Annotated in this window: 19 protein-coding genes; 9 read left to right on the forward strand and 10 right to left on the reverse strand. The window is 67.5% G+C overall.

Annotation, left to right across the window (positions count from 1 at the left end; translation table 11 throughout):
- Positions 1–375: 375 nt before the first annotated feature.
- From AXW84_RS15220 to AXW84_RS15230, 3 genes are all read left to right on the forward strand, one after another.
- Positions 376–1,875: a M28 family peptidase gene (locus tag AXW84_RS15220; protein ID WP_068234943.1), complete on the forward strand. Its 1,500-nt coding sequence runs from the start codon at positions 376–378 to the stop codon at positions 1,873–1,875.
- Between the two features lie 182 nt (positions 1,876–2,057).
- Positions 2,058–3,875 (forward strand): DUF885 domain-containing protein, encoded by a 1,818-nt coding sequence (locus tag AXW84_RS15225; protein ID WP_068234946.1) that lies wholly within the window; start codon positions 2,058–2,060, stop codon positions 3,873–3,875.
- 182 nt (positions 3,876–4,057) lie between these two features.
- The gene (locus tag AXW84_RS15230; protein ID WP_068234949.1) at positions 4,058–4,687 is read left to right on the forward strand and encodes a flavin reductase family protein; all 630 of its coding nucleotides are present in this window, start codon (positions 4,058–4,060) and stop codon (positions 4,685–4,687) included.
- A gap of 80 nt (positions 4,688–4,767) precedes the next feature.
- On the opposite strand, the gene AXW84_RS15235 is transcribed toward AXW84_RS15230, so the two are convergent.
- Positions 4,768–5,799 (reverse strand): MBL fold metallo-hydrolase, encoded by a 1,032-nt coding sequence (locus tag AXW84_RS15235; RefSeq protein ID WP_071891387.1) that lies wholly within the window; start codon positions 5,797–5,799, stop codon positions 4,768–4,770.
- 202 nt (positions 5,800–6,001) lie between these two features.
- Complete coding sequence (locus tag AXW84_RS15240; RefSeq protein ID WP_068234952.1) at positions 6,002–6,370, reverse strand: hypothetical protein; 369 nt, start codon at positions 6,368–6,370, stop codon at positions 6,002–6,004.
- Positions 6,371–6,481: 111 nt separating this feature from the next.
- On the opposite strand from AXW84_RS15240, the gene AXW84_RS15245 reads away from it, so the two are divergent.
- A complete protein-coding gene (locus tag AXW84_RS15245) occupies positions 6,482–7,645 on the forward strand; it encodes an esterase/lipase family protein (RefSeq protein WP_068234954.1) in 1,164 nt (387 codons plus the stop codon).
- A 71-nt stretch (positions 7,646–7,716) separates the two neighbouring features.
- On the opposite strand, the gene AXW84_RS15250 is transcribed toward AXW84_RS15245, so the two are convergent.
- From AXW84_RS15250 to AXW84_RS15260, 3 genes are all read right to left on the reverse strand, one after another.
- Positions 7,717–8,001: a hypothetical protein gene (locus tag AXW84_RS15250; RefSeq protein ID WP_068234963.1), complete on the reverse strand. Its 285-nt coding sequence runs from the start codon at positions 7,999–8,001 to the stop codon at positions 7,717–7,719.
- Positions 8,002–8,165: 164 nt separating this feature from the next.
- Positions 8,166–8,363, reverse strand: coding sequence for a hypothetical protein (locus AXW84_RS15255; RefSeq protein ID WP_068234966.1), 198 nt, complete (start codon positions 8,361–8,363; stop codon positions 8,166–8,168).
- 58 nt (positions 8,364–8,421) lie between these two features.
- Entirely contained in the window at positions 8,422–9,687 is a 1,266-nt protein-coding gene (locus AXW84_RS15260) for a serine hydrolase (protein ID WP_071891390.1), read from the reverse strand.
- A gap of 133 nt (positions 9,688–9,820) precedes the next feature.
- Here AXW84_RS15260 and AXW84_RS15265 point away from each other — a divergent pair, with 133 nt between their 5' ends.
- Together AXW84_RS15265 and AXW84_RS15270 are read left to right on the forward strand one after the other, a co-directional pair.
- On the forward strand, positions 9,821–10,765 hold the full coding sequence (locus AXW84_RS15265) for a T9SS type A sorting domain-containing protein (protein ID WP_068234972.1): 945 nt from the start codon (positions 9,821–9,823) through the stop codon (positions 10,763–10,765).
- A 162-nt stretch (positions 10,766–10,927) separates the two neighbouring features.
- On the forward strand, positions 10,928–11,989 hold the full coding sequence (locus AXW84_RS15270) for a WD40/YVTN/BNR-like repeat-containing protein (protein WP_068234973.1): 1,062 nt from the start codon (positions 10,928–10,930) through the stop codon (positions 11,987–11,989).
- Between the two features lie 343 nt (positions 11,990–12,332).
- On the opposite strand, the gene AXW84_RS15275 is transcribed toward AXW84_RS15270, so the two are convergent.
- Entirely contained in the window at positions 12,333–14,807 is a 2,475-nt protein-coding gene (locus AXW84_RS15275) for a glycoside hydrolase family 31 protein (protein ID WP_068234975.1), read from the reverse strand.
- Positions 14,808–15,038: 231 nt separating this feature from the next.
- Between AXW84_RS15275 and AXW84_RS15280 the strand changes: the two genes are divergently transcribed.
- The 3 genes from AXW84_RS15280 (at position 15,039) to AXW84_RS15290 (ending at position 18,533) form a co-directional block, all read left to right on the forward strand.
- Positions 15,039–16,253 carry a glycosyltransferase gene (locus tag AXW84_RS15280; protein ID WP_157887057.1) on the forward strand — a complete coding sequence of 405 codons (1,215 nt, stop codon included), beginning with the start codon at positions 15,039–15,041 and terminating at the stop codon, positions 16,251–16,253.
- A gap of 132 nt (positions 16,254–16,385) precedes the next feature.
- Complete coding sequence (locus AXW84_RS15285; protein ID WP_068234985.1) at positions 16,386–16,865, forward strand: YdeI/OmpD-associated family protein; 480 nt, start codon at positions 16,386–16,388, stop codon at positions 16,863–16,865.
- A 585-nt stretch (positions 16,866–17,450) separates the two neighbouring features.
- Complete coding sequence (locus AXW84_RS15290) at positions 17,451–18,533, forward strand: ISAs1 family transposase (protein ID WP_236943140.1); 1,083 nt, start codon at positions 17,451–17,453, stop codon at positions 18,531–18,533.
- 77 nt (positions 18,534–18,610) lie between these two features.
- Here AXW84_RS15290 and AXW84_RS15295 read toward each other — a convergent pair whose 3' ends face one another.
- The 4 genes from AXW84_RS15295 to AXW84_RS15305 are packed head-to-tail and all read right to left on the reverse strand — an operon-like array spanning position 18,611 to position 21,513.
- A complete protein-coding gene (locus tag AXW84_RS15295; RefSeq protein ID WP_157887058.1) occupies positions 18,611–19,006 on the reverse strand; it encodes a MerC family mercury resistance protein in 396 nt (131 codons plus the stop codon).
- Between the two features lie 10 nt (positions 19,007–19,016).
- Positions 19,017–20,237, reverse strand: coding sequence for a GTP-binding protein (locus AXW84_RS15300; RefSeq protein WP_068235004.1), 1,221 nt, complete (start codon positions 20,235–20,237; stop codon positions 19,017–19,019).
- Between the two features lie 59 nt (positions 20,238–20,296).
- The gene (locus AXW84_RS25560) at positions 20,297–20,530 is read right to left on the reverse strand and encodes a GTP-binding protein (protein WP_204248483.1); all 234 of its coding nucleotides are present in this window, start codon (positions 20,528–20,530) and stop codon (positions 20,297–20,299) included.
- A complete protein-coding gene (locus tag AXW84_RS15305) occupies positions 20,443–21,513 on the reverse strand; it encodes a GTP-binding protein (protein WP_068235007.1) in 1,071 nt (356 codons plus the stop codon). Before AXW84_RS15305 ends, AXW84_RS25560 begins: the two co-directional genes overlap by 88 nt.
- Between the last annotated feature and the right edge of the window lie 17 nt (positions 21,514–21,530).

The raw sequence follows: 21,530 nt of genomic DNA on the forward strand, positions 1-21,530 counted from the left end.
CGGCTACATGCGCTGGGGCACCCGGCGGCCGGGGGCTTTTCTAGCCCGTAGCAGTACTGTACTTACGCAGTTGCTTGCGCAGCCCTCGGGGGCCCCGTCCGTAACCGCCGCGCCCACTAGCGTGCAGCACATACGCCGGGGCCCTGGCGGTGTCACGCTACACGGCTGCCGGCGAGCCTGCCAACGCGGCCAAAAAGGCGCACAGCAACGACGCTCGAGGTGGGTGCTGGCACTGCCCAAAGGCAGCCCAGGCGGCGCTAGGCTCGGCACCCCAACGGGTGAGGTCGTCGCTATGAAAGCAAGGACAATAGTAGCGCAATGGCCACGGGGGCCCTATCTTGACCCTGCAAAATACTAATTCATCTTTCCTCCTTCATGAAAAAAATATTCCGTACTACTGCATCAGTGGTGCTGGCGGGCGTGGCGCTCTGGGCCCCGTTCGGCGCCACCGCCCAGAAGAAACCTGCGGCCGCCAAAGCGGCCAATGCCGAAAGCGCCATCCACGAGGCCGACATCAAGCGCGACTTGTTTGCCCTGGCCGGCGACCACTACCGGGGCCGCGAGGGCGGCACCCTGGACGAGCTGAAGGCCAGCGTGTGGCTCGTCGACCAGATCCGGGCCACCGGCATGCTGCCGGCCGGCGACGACGGCACTTACTTCCAGTGGTTCAACCTGCAACGCACCCGCCTAAGCAAGAGCAGCACGCTGCGCATTGGCACCCACGAGATTAAGCTAGACAAAGAGGGCTCGGTGGTGGCCCCGACCAACGCCAGCATCAATGCCCCGCTGGTGTACGTAGGCACTGGCTCGCCCGCTGAGCTAGCCAAGGTCGACATCAAGGGCAAGGCCGTGGCGGTGCAGATTGCCGGGGCCCCTACCGACGGCATCAGCTACCGGCGCTACGTGTTCGGCAAGTTCGGCGGGCAGGCGGGCGAGCTGGTGAAGGCCGGCGCGGTGGCCGTGGTGTTCGTGTCGGACGCGGCCTCGCAGGCCGTTTACGACCATTGGAGCCACGTCTTTGAACGGGGCCGCTACAGCCTGCCCGGCGCGGCCAGCACCAAAGTGGTGAGCACGCCGCCCGTGGTGTGGCTGCCCGCCAGCGCCGCCGCCTGGGTGCAGCAGGCCGGCCAGCAGTTCAGCACCGAGCTGAAGGTGGAGAGCTTCCAGTACCCGTCTGTGAACCTCGTGGCCAAGATGCCCGGCACCGACGCCCAGCTGAAAAAAGAGTACGTCCTCTTCAGCACCCACCAGGACCACGACGGCGTGCGGGCCCCCATCGCCGGCGACTCCATCTACAACGGGGCCGACGACAACGCCACGGGCTGCGCGGCGCTGCTGGCCATCATGCGGGCCTTCAAGCAGCAGCCGGGCCGGCGCTCGGCGCTGTTCGTGTACCAGGGCTCGGAGGAGCGCGGGCTGATTGGCTCGACGTACTTCTCGGCCCACCCCACCGTGCCGCAATCCAGCATTATGGCCGTGCTCAACGCCGAAATGATGGGCCGCAACGCCCCCGACAGCGCCGCCCTGCTGGGCAGCACGCCGCCCCATATGAATTCGTCTGACCTGGTGAAAACTGCCCTGGCCGCCAACCAGCAGGGCCCCAAGTTCAAGCTCGACACCGAGTGGGACAAGCCCACCCACCCCGAGGGCTGGTACTTCCGCTCCGACCACCTGCCCTACGCCCGCCTGGGCATCCCGGCCATCATGTACACCTCGCTGCTGCACGTCGACTACCACACCCCGCGCGACGAGCCCAGCCGCATCGACTACGCCAAACTGACGAAAATGACGCAGTGGATGTACCTCACCGGCTGGGCCGTGGCCAACCGCACCGCGCCCCCCGCCCGCGAGCCCGGCTTCAAGCTGGAGCGGTAATTTCGGCTAGTAGAAAATAGTAGAGGCTGTCATGCTGAGCTTGTCGAAGCACCGCTCCCGCGTAAGCAATTTACTGCTGCGGGAGCGGTGCTTCGACAAGTTCAGCATGACGGCCTTTTCTCCTTGTGTACTTCTGTGTATAGCTGTGAATTCCTACTCAAAATAACTTTTCCGCCTCCACCATGAAAAGACTTCTTCTCGCTGCTATTTTGCTGGCGGCCGGCAGCCAGGCCGGGGCCCAGCCCGCCAAGCGGTCCGCCCCGACGGCCAAACCGGCCGCCGTGGGAGCCCCGGCCAGCTCGGCCCCGCTGGCCGCTTTGTTTGAAAGCTACTCCGACCGCAGCAACCAGCTGTTTCCGCTGCAAGCCACGGCCCAGGGCGACCACCGCTTCGACGACCAGCTACCCAACGACCAGACGCAGGCCCGGCGCGACACGCTGCGGGCCTTTTACACGCACTACCTGGGCGCGCTGCGGAAATTTGACCCGGCTAAGCTCAACGCCACCGACCAGGTGAGCTACGACATCCTCCGCTACGAGCTGGAGCAGCGGCTGGCGGGCTATGCGTTCAACAACTGGATGATTCCCTTCAACCAGTTTTATGCCCTGCCCAGCACCCTGGCCCAGCTGGGGGCCGGCACGGGGGCCCAGCCCTTCAAAACGGTGCTGGACTACGACCACTGGCTGGGCCGCCTGCACGGCTTCCCGGCGTGGACCGACACGGCCATCGCCAACTTCCGGCGCGGCCTGGCGGCCGGCGTGGTGCTGCCCAAAGCATTGGTGCCCAAAATGGTGGACCAGCTGCGCGCCCTGGCCGTGGCCGACCCCGCCAAAAGCTTGTTCTACGGTCCGGTAGTGGCCTTCCCGGCCAGCTTCTCGGCCGCCGACAGGGCGCGCCTGACGCCGCTGTACGAGGAGGCCATCCGGCGCGACGTAGCGGCGCAGTACCAGAAGCTGGCCGACTTCCTCAACACCGAATACCTGCCCAAAGCCCGGGCTTCGTCGGGCATCGGGGCCCTGCCGCAAGGCGCGGCCCGCTACGCTTACGCGGCCGAGGTGGGCACCACCACCACCCGCACCCCGGCCCAGATTTACCAGACCGGCCTGGCCGAAGTGGCCCGCATCCGCGCCGAGATGGAGCGCGTGAAGGCCCAAACTGGCTTCAAAGGCGACCTGAACGCCTACTTTGCGTTCGTCAACACCGACCCCAAGTTCCGGCCGTTCAAAACCGAGAAGGAAGTGCTTGACGCCTTCCGTGCCATCCAGGCGCGCATCGAGCCGGGCTTGCCCAAGCTGTTCAGCCACGCGCCCAAAACGGCGTTTGAGGTGCGGGCCACCGAGGCGTTTCGGGCGGCGTCGGCCTCGGCGCAGTACAACCGCGGCACGCCCGACGGCTCGCGGCCGGGCATTTTCTACGTGCCCATTCTCGACCCCACCAAGTTCAACACCGCGGCCAACCCGGCCATGGAAACCCTGTTTTTGCACGAGGCCATTCCGGGCCACCACTACCAGGTGTCGTTGCAGCAGGAAAACACCGCTTTACCCAAGTTCCGCCGCTTCGGCGGCTACAGCGCGTTCAACGAAGGCTGGGCCCTGTACACCGAAAGCCTGGGGCCCGAGCTGGGCCTTTTCAAAGACCCCTACCAGCACATGGGCCACCTGGGGGCCGAAATTCACCGGGCTTTGCGCCTGGTAGTCGACGTGGGCCTGCACACCGGCAAGCTCACCCGCGAGCAGGCCATCGCCTACATGCAGGCCAACGAAGCCATCAGTGAGCAGGGCGCCACGGCCGAGGTGGAGCGCTACATGGCCATTCCGGGCCAGGCCCTGAGCTACAAAACCGGCCAGCTTAAGCTCAAAGAGCTGCGCGACCGCTACCAGAAGCAGCTGGGCGCCAAGTTCGACCTGCGCGCCTTCCACGACGAAATCCTGGCCGGGGGCTCGATGCCGCTGGCCGTACTCGAAAAGAAGATGAACGCCTGGGCCGCCCGCCAGCGCTGAGCACCCCCCAAAACAATGCGCCGTTAAGAGGTCGTACGTAAGCAAGCGAGTACCGAAAGGCGGTCGTACTGACTGCCTTTCGGTACTCGCTTGCTTTTGACGCACTACTCAGCAGTGAACAATTATAGCTGAGCATTCTTTTGTACTAAAGCTGCTAACTGAACCTGCTAACCACCCACTCTATGCACCACATTACCGCCGCCGACATCCACGGCTTTGAGAAGATTTACCGCCTCAACTTCGTCAACGGCCTGCCGGGCTTTAAGTCGGCCAACCTGGTGGGCACGGCCGCAGCCGATGGCTTCCCCAACCTGGCCATTTACAGCTCCGTCATTCACCTCGGCTCCAACCCGCCCCTGCTGGGCATGGTGACGCGCCCCACCGCCGTGCCGCGCCATACCTACCACAACCTCAAGGATTCCGGCTGCTACACCCTCAACCACGTGCCCACAACCAAGCTGGCGGCGGCCCACTACACCTCGGCTGATTTCCCGCCCGGTATTTCGGAGTTTGGGGCCTGCGGCTTTACGCCCGTGTACCGCGACGGCTTTCCGGCCCCTTACGTGGCCGAAAGTGTCGTCAGCATCGGCCTGCGCTTTTTGGAGGAGCACGCCATTAGCAACGGCACGTTGCTGGTGGTGGGCACCGTCGAACACGTGTACTTGCCCGCCGCTGGCCTGCGCGACAACGGCACCCTGGACCTGGTGAGCATGGGCACGGCCGCCATTTCGGGCCTCGACGGCTACCACGTGGTGGAACCGCCCGTGCGCTTTGGCTACGCCCGGCCCGGCAAGCCGCCGGTGGCCGAGTAGCGCACCTGCACGCAGCAAAAAGCCTTCCCTGGGGCCCCAGGGAAGGCTTTTTGCTGCCAATTGAATAACCAACCGCGTTGTTACTTACCGGCGGATTGCGCACGACGGGCGCGGTCGGCGTAGCGGTTGGGGTTTTGGAGCCGGTGGGGGCGGCGCTTTTTCCGCGAGCCGCCCAGGGCCAGGGCCAACACGCCCGCCACTGCGGCGGCCACGAGCAAGCCTTTCGCCACCGGCCCGACGAGCGGCGGCGGCACCGAGCGCACACCGCTGGCATCGGCCGTGGCGGGCGTGTGGGCGTAGCGGCCCACTTTCGGCCGGGCTACCTCGTCGAATTTTCGGGCCAGTTGCAGCAGCTGCTCGCGCAGGGCGGGGCCGTGCATGGCAATGCCGTGGCCGGTGGCGGCCACCTCGGGCGCCAGGCCCGCCAGGCGCTCCACTGAGTCGCGGGCCGCGTCCCAGTCGGGCGTGAAGTAGGCCGGCGGGCCGTGCACCCGTTGCTTTTGGGTGAGGGTGGCCAGGCCCGACTCGCCCACCACGGTCGTGAAGGCATCGCCCGCCACCAGCACCCGGTCTTCCTCCCGGAAGAAGGACACGTGCCCGAAGGTGTGGCCCGGTGTGTGCAGCCAGCGCCAGCCGGGCAGGCCGGGCACGCTTCCATCGGCCGGCAGCGCGTGCACCCGGGGCCCCAGGTCGAGTGGTTTTTTGGGGTACAGAAACGAGAGGTACGCCATGGCCCCGCCGCCCACCGTGGGGTCGGGCGGCGGGTAGCTGGAGCGGCCGGTGAGGTAGGGCAGCTCCAGCGGATGGGCGTACACGGGCACACCGGGCCAAGCTTCGAGCAGGCCGGGCAGGGCGCTCACGTGGTCGAAGTGGCCGTGGGTGAGCAAGATGGCCACCGGCGGCGTAGCCCCGAACACCTCTTTGGCGTGGCCCTGAATTTTGCCGGCCGAGCCGGGCAGGCCGGCGTCAATCAGCACCCAGGGGCCCGGCGGCTGCGCGGGGGCTACGGCCGCGTAATAGAGGTTCACGAATACGTCGCGCAGCACCCACAAGCCGGGCACCACGGGCATAAAATCGGGCGTGCTGGCCCGCGAAGCGTGGTTGGAAAGCATAGGACGGGGAAAAATGGTAGGACCAGCCGGTTGGCTTTGCTTTGCTTACGAATGCGCCGCCGCAACGGCCATGCCCCGGGGCCCCGGGCAGCGTGGAGGCGAGCCACGACCCGACTTAACCGGACGCAAAAAAGCCCACGGCCGGGGGCCACGGGCTCTTCTGGTTTTCAAACAACGCTGGCTGACAGCCAAAATCCAGCCTCTACTTGGGGGCCTGGGTTTTGTCGACCGGCGTTTTGCTGTTGCTGGTCGACTGGTCGGCCGCGGGAGCCAGCTTGCCGTTGGCCGACTGGGGCGAGGCGGCGCTGCTGCCGGCCGGGGCCGAGTTGATTTGGTCCTGCACGGTGCCTTTTTTGATGGCCGCGGCCGAGCCTTCGCCACCCGCCGGCTCCACGCGCTGGCGGTCGCTGATGCTGTCGCGCGATACGTCGGAGGTGTGCCAGGTGGGCGTCCAGCTGAAGTTGGCTTTGGCGGCCGTGTTGATGCCCGGGCTGTACTTGGCGTAGTCGCAGCCGGTGAGGGCCGGGGCGGTGCCCAGCAAAACCAGGGCGAGGCGGAGGGTGCGGTTCATGAGCGGAACGGTAAAGAGTATTTGACCCCAAAGTACGTAGATTTTGGCCGGACGGCTGCCGGCCGCGGCCAGTTTCGCATGTAATTTCCCGCCCTCGTCCCACCCGTTGCCATGCCCGAACTTCCCCCTGAAGGCCAGCCTTCCCGCCTGCGCCGCGCCCTAGCGGCCGCGGGCCGCGTGGCCACCGCCCCGGTGCGGGGCGCCGCCTACCTGGTGGGGTCGGCGCGCGCCCACCAGCATTTCTTCCTGCCCGTGCTCAACGGGGCCCTGGGCGACCAGCTGGCCGCCCGCTACGACCCGCGCGCCCTGCGCATGAGCTTCCGCCACGATGGCCACGACGTGTCGGTGGCGGCCCTGGGCCTGCGGGGGCCCCGCCAGCAAACGGTGGTGTTTTTGCACGGCCTGATGGGCGACGAGCAGATTTGGCAAACCGGCTTCGCCGACGCGCCCGACTACCGCCGCTACGGCCCCCGCTTGGCCGCGGAGGCCGGTGTGCACACCCTCTACGTGCGCTTCAACTCCGGCCTGCACCTCTCCGAAAACGGGCGCGAGCTCAGCCGCCTGCTCACCGAGCTGGCCACTGCCTACCCCGACGCCCTCGGCGAGCTGGTGCTGGTGGGCCACAGCATGGGCGGCCTCATCATCCGCTCGGCTGGGTATTACGGCAGCAATGAGCAGTTAAAAGTTAAAAGTGAGCCATTAAAAACAACGAAAGCCAACGCCGAAACGCCGGGCCAGCCGTTAACTTTTAACTCCCAACTTTTAACGGAAAGCGCCCCTTGGCTGGCCCACTTGCGGGCCGTGTTTCTGCTGGGCACGCCCAACGACGGCTCGTGGCTGGAGCAGAACAGCCACTTTGCGGCCCACTTGCTCAAGCGCATCGACCTGTTTCCGACCCGGTTCCTGAGCAACGCCCTCAACCAGCGCAGCAACGGCATCAAGGACCTGCGCCGCTCCATTTTGGTGGACGAGGACTGGCAGGACGCCCACGCCGACGACCTGGCCCCGCCCCGCACCGCGGTGCCGCTGCTGCCCGGCGTGGCCTACCACCTCCTCATGGGTTCGTGGCTGAAAACCAACCGGCCGGCTGCTCTGCGCCAATACTTTGGCGATGGCCTGGTGAGCCGCGGCAGTGCCCAGGGGGCCGATATTTTTGGCAACGAAGCCGCTTTGCCGCCCGGCACCAGCGTGCGCACTGCCGAGTTCCAGCAGCAGCACCACGGCGGCCTCCTCACCCACCCCGAAGTGTACCAGTACCTCAAGCACTGGCTCTAAAAAACACGAAGCGGGAAGGCGCCCACTCGTGGCCGCCTTCCCGCTTCGCTAATCGAAAGTGCGCGGGGGCCCTAGTTGTTGGACGAGCTGCCGGGTGCCGCGGCGCCGGTGCCGGGGCCCGTGCCCTTGGAGTTGGTGTTGCCGCTGGTGGTGCTGCCGGCGGGCAGCGTGCTGCTGGGCTCGCCGGCGGCAGCGGCCTCCGCCGTAACCGTCGTGTCGGCGGGGGAAGTGGTAGTAGACGATGCCGCCGCGCCGGTGCCGGTGGCAGCGCTGGTTTCGCCCGTGCCTTTGCTACCGCAGCCGCTGAGCAGCGCGCTGCCCAGCACAGCCGCCAGGGAAATTTGGGAGAATTTCATAAGAAGTTGGCTAAAAAGAAGGGCTGTTTGAAAAAACGTACCGGGCTATACGGGCAATTCCGGCCGGCGCATGGCCCAGGAAATACTTATTTTTTGTTCGTCAAGTGCTTGCTGCCGATGCACTACCCCCAACTGCCGGGCTGGCCCACTGGGGCCCCAGCGGACTAGCGCGGAGCCGAAGCCGCGCTGTCGGCGCGGGGCACGGCGGCCGAGTCGGCGCTCACCTTCGAGCTGGGGTTGGTGGTATCGGAGCCCGGCGAGCCCTGGCTGGTGGAGTCGCCGTCGCCGCCGCTCTTGTTTTCGCAGCCACCCAGCAGCGCGGTGCCCAAGCCCAGGGCGGCGAGGAATGCAGATTTTTTCATGGTTGTTGGTTTCAAGGAAATGGAAAAGAACCGGTTGGGCTATACGGCAAACCGCCGGCTACGGCCGTTTCCGCCGGCACTCGGCTTCGTATACGCGCCGCCCGAGCTCGCGCAGAAACGGGAAGCCAATGGTGTCGTACTCGTATTGGTCGTCGTTGAGCACGCCGTCGGCGTTCACGTACACCACGGCGCTGAGCAGGAACTCGACGCCCCGTGCCGAGTCGGCCACGTAGGCGTTGTCGATGAGGAAGCCGTAGGCCTGGCCGATTTTATTGAATACCTGCACGCCCGGCGGCAGCGCGGCCTGCCCGCCCCCGCCCAGCAAAAACTTGGCGTAGGTGGCCGGGTAGTGGGCGGCGTCGTAGCGCGGGTGCGGGCTGGCGGCGGGGGCCTCCCCCATCGCCGTGCGCAGCAGGGTGTAGTCGGCCGGGGCCAGGGCCGGGCGGCGGCGGGCGGGCAGCGTTTCGGGGAAGAGCACCGCGCGCAGGGCCCGCTGCTGGTCGCGCAGCGGGAAGATGTTTTTCTGGCTCAGGTCCAGGGGCCCCGGCACCACCGCCTCGCCCACCACGTGGGCCCGGCCGATGGCCGTGCCGCGCAGGCGCCAGTGCGGCACGGGCCCCGGCCAGTAGGCGGCGGGCTGGCGGTAGAGCAGTTGGCGGGCGGCCGTGTCGGCGTAGAAGCTGACCGGGTTGGTGTGCAGCGAGCCGGGCGGCGCGTCGCCCACCGCCAGGCGGCCCGCAATGCGGGTGCGGCGCAGGCCCAGGCGCCGCAGGCCGGCGTGCAGGGCCCCGGGGCCCACCAACTCGTAGAGGCGGTTGTAGGCATCGTTATCGCTCACGAGCAGCACTTTGCGCACGTAGTTGGCCACAGTGGGGCGGCCGCTGGCGCTGCTGGTGTCGCGCCGCACCCGCGTTTGGCCGGCAAAGGCCGAGTCCGTCAGCATGGGCGAATCGGCGGTGAGGCCGGGCGCCTGGGGCCCCAGGGCGCGCAGCCACGCCAGGGCCAGGGCGGCGGTGGGCAGCTTCACGGTGCTGGCGGGGTAGAAGTACTCGCGGGGCCGCAGCCGGTAGCCGTAGCGGCGGAAGTGGGCCCGGCCCCGGGCGTCGCGCCGGATGCGGGTGTACAAAATCTGGACGCGGTAGGCGGCCGGGTGGGCCAGCACGCGGCCCAGCCCGGCGGTGTCGCGGTGCAGCAGCTGGCGCAGCGGGTTGCCCCAGCGCAGGCCCTGGGCCGCCGCGGCGCGGGGCGCGCAGGCCGCCGCCAGCAGCGCCAGCAGCACGGCCACCGCACGGGCCCCGGGGGCCCTAACTAAACGCAAGTTCATGGCAGCCAAGGTAAGCACGGGCCGCCGGGGGCCCTAAAGTGGCGGCGGCCGGGCAAATATTCGATTGCCGGCATATAGCCGAGCCGCCGCCGTGCGTAGCTTTACCACCCCTCCCCTTTCTTGCTGACGCGCTATGAAAAAACTTCTCCGCACCGGGCTGGCCGTGGGCCTGCTCTTCGCCGCCGGGGCCCCGGCCCGCGCCCAGGCCGTGGCCAACGGCGGCTTTGAAACCTGGGCCGCCCGCAGCGGCACCGACGCGCCCACCGGCTGGCTGACCGTGGACGACGTTATCGCGGCCCTGTCGCCCGTCCGGCTCGCCACGGGCACCTTCACCAAAACGACCGACGTCCACGGCGGCGCCTACGCCCTGCGCCTTGAAACCAAGGCGACCCTATTCGGCGTCGTGCCCGGGGGCGTGGTGCTGGGCACCAAGCTCGGGCCCCTCACCGCCGCCGCGCCCGCCGGCCTGCCCTTCACCGGCCGGCCCACCGCGCTGCAATTTTATTACAAGCTGACGGGCGCCCAGCCCCCGGTGGCCACCAACGGCGCGTTTGCCGAAGTATCGCTCACGCGGACCGTCAACGGCCAGTCGGTGGTCGTGGCCGTTGGTGCGCAGACGTTTAGCGCCGTCACGCCGGCCTACACGCTGGCCCAGGTGCCACTTGTCTACGCCTCGTCGGCCACGCCCGATTCGGTGCATATCAGCTTCGGCTCGGGCTTGATTGACGTCTCGACTGGGGCCCCCACGGGCGGCACGGCGGGCACCGTGTTTCAAATCGACGACGTGGCCTTCGCCGGCACGGCCACCGCCACCCGCGACGCGGCCCTGGCCGCCGCCCTCACCGTGGCCCCCAACCCCAGCCCGGGCGGGCGCTACGTGCTGCGCGCGCCGGCCGCCCTGCTGGCCGCGCCCCTGGCCGTGGTGGACGCCACCGGCCGCACCGTGCGCCGCGAAGAGCCCCCCGCCGCGGGCACCGCCACCCGCACCCTCGACCTGGCCGGCCTGGCCGGGGGCGTGTACACCTTGCAGCTGTTCACCGACAAGGGATTGATTACGAAGAAGCTGCTGGTGGAATAGGTTGGTTTTTTATAGGCAAGGCACAGAAACGGCACCTTGTACGGTGTCGTTTTTGCTTCGGAAGTACGGAGGAAGCAGGCCGGCGGCACCTTCAGGCCGAATGCAACCTAATTGCCGTTGTGAGGCTCTGCCCAGTGTTCTCCCGCCCAAATCATTCTTCCTATGCGCCTTCGCTACGCTTTGCTGCCGGCTCTGCTGGGCTTGGCCAGCGCCTGCGGCCGCGGCACCGACCCGCGCCCCGGCGGCGCCGTTTGGGGGCCCCTGCCCTACGGCGCGCCGGCGCTGGCCGGCTTTTCCGAAACGCACTTTGCCTCGGCGCAAGTGGGCTGGGTGATTGGCGGCTACGTGGCCGACCAGTACCACTACAGCCCGCTGCTGACCACCCGCGACGGCGGCACGACCTGGACGCGCCAAAACCTGTACCCGCTCACCCTGAACGGCTTCCGCACGCTGGCCCCGGTGACGGAGCAGCTGGTGTTCGCGGTGGGCGTCGACCCCGTGGCGGGGGCCGTGGGGGCCCCCAGCACGCCCGCCAGCGGCCAGGCCGTGTACAAAAGCACCGACGGCGGCACCACGTGGCAATTACTACCCGGCAGTGGTTTTCTGGGCAGCTTCCGCCTGCACTTTTTCGACGAGCAAACGGGGTTGTCGTTTAAGAACAACGCCATTCAGCGCAGCACCGACGGCGGCGCGTCGTGGCGCACAGTGTTCAGCCCCGCGGCGGGCGACTGGCGGTGGGTGCAGTTTCCGGGGCCCGCCACCGGCTTCGCGGCCGGGGGCGGCTTGTCGTACGGCTTTGGGGGCGGGGTGTTCAGCAACGGCAGTCTGGCCAAGACCACCGACCAGGGCGCTACCTGGCAAACGCTGCCTTGGGACCACCAGTACATCAACTCGCTGTCGTTCGTGGGCCCCGCGGTGGGCTTCGCCGCTACGTTCCCCGACCAGCACCTGTACAAAACGCAGGACGGCGGCGCCACCTGGCAGCTCATAAACAGCCAGTTGCCTGCTTCCGGCCAGGGGCATTTCTTCAGCGAGCGGGAGGGCTACCTCACCGATGGCACGGGCATTTTTCACACCGCCGACGGGGGCCAAACGTGGCAGCAGGAGTACCGCCCCGTTCCCAACTCGCAGTACCCGGCCACCGTCAACAGCCTGGATTTCCCAACGCCAGCCGCCGGCTTCGCGGCTACTTCGGACGGGCAACTCATCAAAGGCACGCGCTAGGGCAGATTCCGCACCAACGTACACGTTTGACTGGAATTAGAAATTAAAAGTTTGACTGTCAGATTTTTAATTGGCGATGGTCTAAAACGGGGTGGTCCGGCGAATAGCCCGAAGGGCTTCGTCGGGCCACTCTTATCACTGAACGGCACCTCCGCGCTGTAGCAAGCGTGGCCCGACGACGGAAAAAGTCGCCGGACCGCCCCGTTTTAGACCACCGCCTTTTAATTTATCATTCTGTACATCGAATAGAGATTTGCGCTAGGGCCCCGAACTGCGCCAAAAAGCCCCAACGACGCCGGCGAGAACCGGCCGCCGTTGGGGCTTTTTGGTGGCGCAAGGGCAGCTACGCGGCCGGCGGCGCGGGGGCCCCGGCGGGGGCGGCCAGGGCCACGCGCGCCTCGCCGAAGCCGGTGCCGACCACGAAGCTGGGCAGCGCGAGGCCGGTTTCCAGCTCGGCGGTGGCCAGGGCGGCGGGCTGGCCGTCGACGGTGGCGCGGGCCGGGGCCCCGGGCAAGCCGTGCAGCACCACGCGGTAGGTGGCGTAGGCGGGCTGGTAGGGCCCCTCAATGGCCTGGGCGAGCACCAGCTCGGTGGCCGTGCCGGTGGCCGTGAAGCGGCGCACGGTTTGCTGGCCCTGCTCCTGGTAGGCGTAGCCCTCGCCGCCGTCGTCGTAGAGGCAGCTCTCGGCGGTGCCGTTTTTGTAGTACACGTGCAGCGTGAGCTCGTCCACCACTTTTTCGCCCACGTATTGCAGCACGGGCTGCATGGGCAGCACGGCCCCGGCCTTGACAAACAGTGGGATGCGGGTGAGGTCGGCGCTGGCCCACACCTCGGTGCCGCCGGCCTGGAAGCCATCGGTCCAGTAGTAGTACCAGTCGCCGCGGGGCAGGTACATCCAGCGGCCGTCGGCGCCCTGGGCCGTGATGGGGCAGACGAGCAAGTTATCGCCAAGGCTGAATTCCGCCATCCGCAGGTAGGTTTCGGGGTCGTTCTGGTCGAGGAAGGTGAGCGGGCGCAGCATGGGCGTGCCGTGCGTGCTGTACTGCCAGAACGCGGTGTACATATAGGGCAGCAGGCGGTAGCGCAGCTCGATGAAATGGCGCGCCAGGCTGGTGTAGGGCTCGCCGAAGCTCCAAGGCTCCTGGTCGCCGTGGTCGCCGGAGCTGTGGGTGCGGAAGAACGGGTGGAAGGCCCCCAGGGCAATCCAGCGGGCGTACAGCTCACCGTCGGGCGTGTCGATGAACCCGCCGATGTCGCTCCCGATAAAGCTGAACCCGCTGATGCTCAGGCGCTGGCACTGGATGTTGGCCAGCCACAGGTGCTCCCACGAGGCGATGTTGTCGCCGGTCCAGCCCGAGGAGTAGCGCTGGCCGCCGGCGTAGGTGCTGCGCGTGATGGTGAAGGGCCGCTTGGGGTAGGCGAAGCGCTTCACGCCCTCGTTGGTGGCGCGGGCCATCTGCATGCCGTACACGTTGTGCGCCTTGAGGTGCGAGGCCGACTGGCCGTCGTAGTCGAAGCGCACGTCGGGCGGGAAGGTGCCCTTCTCGAACACCGCCGGCTCGTTCATGTCGTTCCACACGCCGGCCACGCCCACATCCTTGATCAGGCCCTCAAACAAGCCGGCCCACCACTCGCGCACCTGCGGCTTGGTGTAGTCGGGGAAGTTGCAGAGGCCGGGCCACACCGTGCCCTTCATCAGGGGCCCGTCGGCGCGGCGGCAGAAATAGTCGTTGGCCCGGCCCTCGTTATAAACGGAGTAGCCGGGGTCAATCTTGATGCCGGGGTCGATGATGACCACCGTTTTGAAGCCGGCGGTGGCCAGCTCCTGCACCAGGCGCTTGGGCTCGGGGAAGTGCGTGGGGTGCCAGGTAAAGCACCGGTAGCCGTCCATGTAGTCGATGTCGAGGTACAGGGCATCGCACGGAATGCTGCGCTCGCGCAGGCCATGGGCAATTTCCCGCACGTTGGCCTCCGGGTAGTAGCTCCACTTGCACTGGTGGTAGCCCAGCGTCCAGAGCGGGGGCAGCTCGGCGGGGCCCGTGAGCAGGGTATATTCCTGGGCCACCTCCAGCAGCGTGGGCCCGTAGATGAAGTAGTAGTTCAGCTCGCCGCCGTTGGCCCAGAAGCTGGTGACGTCGGCGCGCTCGGCGGCAAAGTCGAAGTAGCTGCGGAACGTGTTGTCGAAGAAAATGCCGTGGGCAATTTTCTGGTGCAGCACGTGGTAGAAGGGAATGTTCTTGTAGAGCGGGTCGGAGCCCTTGGTGTAGCCGTAGGTGTCGGAGCCCCAGTTGGTGAAGCGGTGGCCGCGCAGGTTCATGTTGGCGGGCTTGTCGCCGAGGCCGTAGTAGTGCACGCCGGGGGGCACCTGCTTGCTCATCTTCACAATGTCGTTGCCGGTTTCGTCGTCGTACTGCCAATGGAAGCCGCGCTCGTCGTCGCTCAAAATCGTGCCCGAGCGGTCGAGCACGCGGGTGCGCAGGCCCTCCTTCTGCACTGTGCAAATGAGGCGGGCGGTGGTGAGGCGGTAGTGGTCGGGTTTCTCGACAAACTCCAAAAACGCGGGCGCCGGCGGCACCACGTCGGCCGGCACGGCGTACGAAAAATCGGGCAGCAGGGGCCCGTCGGTGAGGTAGCGAAAGCGCAGGATTTTGTCGGTGATGACGGACAGCGCCAGGCGCACCCCGTTGTCGCAGCTGAACAGGTAGCAGCCGGGGGCCAGCTCCTCGGCGCGGCGCACGTGCCCGGCCGTATGGTCCTGGTGGGCCGTAGCCGCCAGGTCGTTAACCATATAATTATTCTCCTGAATCGATGGGTTCATAATGGATAAAAGTGGGGTCGGATAGGGCGCGTGGGCTCAAAAAAATGCCGGCCAAGTCGGTCGGCACCTCGTTTATGACTGCAAGATAAAGCGGGGCCCCGGCGCGGGCGGCAAAAAACCCGCCAAAGTCGGCGGACCCGATAATTCGCTCGGCCAACGCGCAGCGCTTGCCTGCGGCCCGGTCGGGCCCCATCTTTGCCCACCCGCCCCACTTTCCCGCCCGCGTCCGCCATGCCTCCTCCCCCCCCCGTTTTGCTCGTGCTGGCCTGGGACGACGCCGACCCTGCCGTTCACCGCGTGGCGGCCACCGCGGCCCTGCCCGCCCTGCCCACCCTGCCGCTCGTGCGGGCCCTGGCCGCCGAGCAGCCCACCCTGGCCGTGCTGCCCCAGCTGCCCGAATCCGAGGCCACCGAGGCCACCGCCGAGGCCGGCCCCGCCGTAATAGACTTAGGCGCAGGCTCCCATTTGGTGGGCCTGAGTGACCTTGCGCCCGAGACATTGGGCACGGGGTGGGCAGCGGCGGCGGCCCACCCCGTGCCCAGCGCACCCGCCGCTGGGGCCCCCGTCGGTCTTGCCAACGTGCAATTGCGCCAGTCTCTGGCGCAGCGCGCTGCGGCCGATTGGCAGGCCCCCGCCGCCCCCTACCTCGGCAGCGCCGAAACGACAGAAGCCCCGGTTGTAGAAATTTCGGCGGCAGCAGCCACTGCGGTGGCCGAAGCAGCTGCGGCTACCGCGGGCACACTGGCACCCGGGGCCCCGGCGGTGCCCGCGGGGGGGGCCCCAGCCCCGCCGGAATTGCCCGCCCTGGCCGGCACCACGCCCGGGCCCGACGTGGCGCCGGCGTCGCCATTTGACCAGCCCGAATCGGAGATTAGCGCGGGCGAGGCGGCCGACTTGGCCGAAGACGATGACGACCTTGCCGTGGAAACGGCGCCCGTGGCCGCGCCCCCGGCGGGCCCCGCCCGCGCCTCGCTCACGCAAGGGCTGGCGGCGCTGCACCGGGCCCCGGCGGCCGAGGCCCAAGCCGTACCATCCGCCTTCGACCTCTCCGACGGCCTGCACTACCGCGTCATTCAGTACGCACGCTTTGCCACGTACGTGCTTGACGGCGGCGGCGAGGATTTCGGAGTGATATACGCGCCCGACTGGCCCACCTGGCTGGCGGCGCTGGAAATCCGCATCCGCACCCGGCGGCCCTTGGTGGTGCACCTGCGCCTGCTGGCGGCCGAATCGGCGGCGCCCGCCGAGCGCGGCTGGCTGCTGGAGCTGGAGCGCATGGCGCTCCGCTTCGCCCACACCGTGCTGGTGACGAGCGACGAGCTCCGGACCCACACCCTCCACCACTACCCCTTGCTGGCCCCCGGCCAGGTGCGCACCGTAGCCGCCGACGATGCCGACGGCGTACGGGCCGTGCTAGCCGAAATTGGCCGGGCCACGCGGCCCTGACGGGAGCCGTCACTGAGGAAACCGGTACTTCGCCACGCGGCCGGGGCCCCACGTCCACCAATCGGCGCCCGGTTCGGTTATCCCCAAGGTTTTCCCGTTATCCCCATTTCTACTCCTTTACCCCTGCTTTTGATGGAATCCTTTCAGGCCGAACAAAAATTTGAAGCCGTAATCGAAGCCGACAGCGCCGACGGCGGCCTCTTTGTGGCCGTGCCGTTTTCCGTGCAGGAAATGTACGGCACCAAGGGCAAGCTGCCCGTGCAAACCACCCTCGACGGCTTCCCCTACCGCACCACCCTGGCCCCGCTCGGCGACGGCCACCACGGCCTGCCGGTGCCCCGCGAAGTGCGCCGGGCCCTGGGCAAAACCGTGGGCGACACCCTGCGCGTGGCCCTGCGCCACGCCCCCGAAGTGCACGTCGTGACCCTGCCGCCCGACCTGGCCGGGGCCCTCGACGCCGCGCCCGCCGCGCGCACGTTCTTCGAAACCCTGCCCCGCCCCGACCAGCGCGACTACGTGCGCTGGCTCGACGGCGCCAAAACCACCGAGGGCCGCACCCAGCGCCTGGCCACCACCATCCAGCGCCTGCGCAACGGCCAGAAGCGCGCGTAGGGGCCGTTTTTCAACCCAACCTGGTTAAGCGAAATTAAAGCAGCTCAACTACCTGGCAATCCAAGGCCTCTCCAGCCTCGCGCTGCCGGCCAAAACCGCCGTGGTACTGGAGCTACTGAAGTAGCTACTTAGCCTCCGTACCGCCAATTAATCTGGGGCAAAATGATTCGCCCAATTAGTAGCCGAAACCAAACTTGATTGAGTTCACGAAACTCATCTCCAAAGCGAGTTTCGTGAACGTTGAAAGGTGAACCAGTTTATTGAACTCTATCTGAACATTAGAACGCATTCGTGAGGCCTATAAGTATCATCAGCATTTGTTCAGGAAAACGAGGGTGGCTGTTGCAGAACTCTTTGGCAAGCGCCGTTCGTTGGGTCGTCGAACGCGTAACCGGCCGAAAAGCGTGCTTTACGGACATTCTTGTTCGTCTATCACCCCAGGGCTTACGCATCAAAAACAAGACGCTGTAGTGAGGACTGACCTTTGTCTCGTTAGACATTGTTAAGATTCTCATGCTCAGTCAACTCCTGGCTTCTTTTGCCACGCTTCCAGACCCGCGTTGTCCCGGTCGCACCCGTCATCGCTTGCTCGACCTGTTGGTCATCGCCGTCTGCGCGGTGATGGCCGGGGCTGAAACGTGGGTGGATATCGCGCATTACGGTCAGCTGAAGCAGGCGTGGCTGGCGACGTTTCTCGACTTGCCGGGCGGCATACCCTCTCACGATACGTTTCGGCGGGTGTTTTCGCTGCTCGACCCGCAGCAGGTGGAGCAGTGTTTTCGCCACTGGATGGCTACCGTCGCCCCGCCCTTGCCGCGCGAGGTCGTCGCCGTCGATGGCAAGACCATCCGGCGCTCATTCGACCGCGGGCGCGCCCAGGGCCCGGTGCACGTCGTCAGCGCCTTTGCCACCGCGCAGGGCCTGAGCCTGGGGCAGGTAGCCGTGACGGGTAAGGGGCAGGAACTGGCGGCTATCCCGGTGTTACTCAGTAGCCTGCACCTGGCCAACACGATTGTCACGCTCGATGCGCTCGGCTGCCAGCAGGCCATCGCCCGGCAACTGCTGGCCCAGCAGGCGGATTACATCCTGGCCCTGAAAGGCAACCAGGGCCGCTACCACCGCGCCGTCAAGGCCTACGGCCACGCCTGCTGTGTCGAGCGCTGGCGGGACTATCCCGCCGACTTCGATGCCTTTGACCGCCGCCACGGCCGCTGGGTAAGGCGCCGGGCCTGGGTATTGCCAGTGGGCGAGCAACTAGCTGGGTTGCGCGCCTGGCCGGGCCTGCGCGCGATTATTGTGGTCGAAACCATCCGGTCGGTGCCGCACCAGCCGGGCACCCGTGCCGAGTGGCGCTACTACCTGACCAGTTGCCTGGATGCGCCCGCCGTGCTCATCCAGGCTATCCGGCGCCATTGGGCGATTGAAAACAGCCTGCACTGGGTGCTGGATGTGGTCTTCCGCGAGGACGAGGCCCGTAGTCGCGACCGGGTCGCCACCCGCAATTTTGCCGTGCTGCGCAAGCTGGCATTCAACCTCTTAAAACAGGGTAAGCACCAGCCCGGCAGTCTGCGGACCCGGCGACGGAACGCGGGCTGGAACGATACTTATCTGGCCCAGCTCCTAGCCTGTGCCCGCGAAAATAACCGAGTAGCTGTTGCTGAGATTTGATGCGTAAGCCCTGTCTATCACCCCCTTCGGCAGCTTTTCAGGTGGGTGAGCCGCGTTCTGCAACAGCCACGAGGGTTTCATTTAATTTCGTCGACTCGCAACGGGGATACGGCGACCACGTAGCGGCGGCAGTGGCGGTGGTTCAGCAGGTGGTCACCCACCAGGCCCGCCGAGGCCGCGTACTGCGCGTACGCCAGCCAGGGCCACCGCTCGGCCAGCAGGGCCGCCGCCGCAAACGCGGCGAACAACCCCCACAAGGCCACGCGCAGCCCGGTTGAGGAGTACCGCCGGGTGGCCAGCGCCACCAGCGCCCCGCTCAGCCCCAGGAAGCCCCATTCCCAGCGCTCGGCCGCGGCCCCGGGGTTGCGGGTGCCCCACCAGGCCAGCAGCGCCGGGCCGGCGGCACAGTGCACCCCGCAGAGCCCGGCGTTCAGCACGCCGCCGTAGTCGGCGGCGGCTCGCAATCGTGGCATTTTCATCGGATTAAAACTGGGGCCAGGGGTCTTCGAACGCGCCGCCGCGCTGCCAGTGGCCGATTTCGGCCTCGGTGCAGAGGCAGGCGGCCAGCTCCTGGCGCACCCGCGCTTCGGGCACGTCCTGGCCGATGAACACCAGCTCGTTCTGGCGGTCCTGAAACCGGGCGTCCCAGCGGGCCAGGATGGCGGCGCGGTTTTCCAGAAAGGCCGGGTGCCGCTCGGGCCGCTCGATGGCCGCCCACCACGACCCGGCGCTTTCGGTGCGCAGCGAGCCGCCGGCCTGGCCCCAGTTCAGGGCATCGGCGGGGCGCGAGGCCAGCCAGAACAGGCCCTTGCTACGGATGACTTCGCCCGGCCAGCCGTCGGCAATGTAGTCCCAGAACCGCCGGGGGTGGAAGGGCCGGGGGTCGCGGAAGACGAAGCTGCCGATGCCGTATTCCTCGGTTTCGGGGGTGTGATAAGCTTTTTTCAGCTCCTCCTGCCAGCCCCGGCCCTGCTCGGCTTCTTCAAAATTGAACAGCCCGGTGTTGAGCACGTGCTCCAGCCCGACCCGGCCAAAGGTGGCTTCAACGATGCGGGCCCCCGGGTTGAGCTGGCCGAGAATGGCCTTCAGCTCGCCCACGAAGCGCGGCTCGACCAAATCTGTCTTATTGAGGACAAGCACGTTGGCGAACTCCACTTGCTCGGTGAGCAGGTTCACAATGGTGCGCTGGTCCTGCGGGTCGGCCTCGTTGAGCTGGCGGTCGGGCAGGCGGTCCAGCGAGCCGAAATCCTTGGCAAAGTTGAAGGCGTCCACCACCGTCACCATGGTATCCAGCCGCGAGAAGCGGCTCAGGTCGATGGCCCCGTCTTCGCTCACAAAGGAGAAGGTTTGGGCCACGGGCAGCGGCTCCGAGATGCCGGTGCTCTCGATGAGCAGGTAGTCGAAGCGGTTTTCGAGGGCCAGCTTTTCCACCTCCAGCATCAGGTCTTCGCGCAGGGTGCAACAGATGCAGCCGTTGCTCATCTCCACCAGTTTCTCTTCGGTGCGCGAGAGGCCGCCCTCGCGGGCCACCAGGTTGGCGTCCACGTTCACCTCGCTCATGTCGTTCACGATGACGGCCACTTTCAGCCCCTCGCGGTTGTGGAGCACGTGGTTGAGCAGGGCGGTTTTGCCGGCCCCGAGGAAGCCGCTGAGCACGGTAACGGGCAGTTTGCGCAAGGCGCGGGAATTGGGATTGGGAGTCATAAAAAGGAGGAATGGGAAAAGTTAAGCCGGCGAAGCAGCGGGCCCGGCCGTCGAAAAATTTAAGCGGTTTCGTCGCGCGGCCACGGGTCGGGGAAGGTGCTGCCCCGCCGCCAGCGGCCGATTTCCAGGGGCGTGCACAGGCAGCTGTCGAGGTCGGCCAGCCACCGGGCGGCGTCCAGGTCCTGGCCGATGAAGTGCAGCGTGTTCACCCGGTCCTGGAACTGCGGGTGCCAGCGGGCCTGCAGGTTGGCCGCGTCGCGCTGGTAGGCAGGGTCCTGGTGGCGGTCGGGCACGGCGGCCCACCAAGTGCCCACGGTTTTGGTGCGGCGCGAGGGGCCCGTTTGGTGCGCAGCGAGCCGCCGGCCTGGCCCCAGCTCAGGGCATCGGCGGGGCGCGAGGCCAGCCAGAACAGGCCCTGCGAGCGCAGCACCGCGGCCGGCCACCCCCGGCGCACCAGCGCCCAGAGCCGCTCCGGGTGGAACGGCCGCTCGTCGCGGAAGCGCACGGCCCCGATGCCGGCGGCCGGCGGCGGCGCGGCGGCGCAGCGGTCGGGGTAGGGGTCGGGGGCCGGGCCGCGAAACAAGCCGGTGTCGAGCAGGTCGGCGGGGCGCACCCGCCCAAAGGCGGCCTCCACCACGCGGGCCCCGGGGTTGAGGTGGCGCAGCAGCGCCCGCAGCCGGGCCAGCTCGTCAGCGCCGGCCCGGTCGGTTTTGTTGAGCACCAACACGTTGGCGTTTTCTATTTGCTCGGCCAGCACGTCGGCGCGGTAGGCCGGGGGCCGGGCGTCGGGGTCGGCCGGGTTGGCGGGCGGGTCCAGGGGGGCCCCGAAGTCGTGGGCAAAGCGGCCCGCGTCCACCACCGTCACCAGCGTGTCGAGGCGGGTGCGCTGGGGCAGGTCGAGGCCGTAGGCGGCGTGGCCCAGCGCAAACGTCCGGGCCACGGGCCCCACGGCGGCCAGGCCGGGGTTTTCCACCAGCAGGTAGTCGTAGCAGTTTTCGCGGGCCAGCCGGCCGGCTTCGCGCAGCAGGTCGGCGCGCAGCTCGTAGCTGCCCGCCGCGGTGGCCAGCCGGAGGACCTTTTCCTCGGTGCGCGAAAAAACCGCCCGGCCCGCGCCCGGGGCCCCCGGCGGGTCGCCGCCGATGACGGCGGCGCGCAGCCCGGCGCGGTGCCGCAGCAAGTGGTGGAGCAGGGTGGTTTTGCCCGCGCCCGGGAAGCCGGTGAGCACCGTGACGGGCAGGCGGCGCGGGGCCGCCGGGGAAGGCAGGTTGGTGAGCATAGCAGGAAGAAAAGGAT

The sequence above is a fragment of the Hymenobacter sp. PAMC 26628 genome, from assembly GCF_001562275.1.
In the GTDB taxonomy this organism is placed as follows: Bacteria; Bacteroidota; Bacteroidia; order Cytophagales; family Hymenobacteraceae; genus Hymenobacter.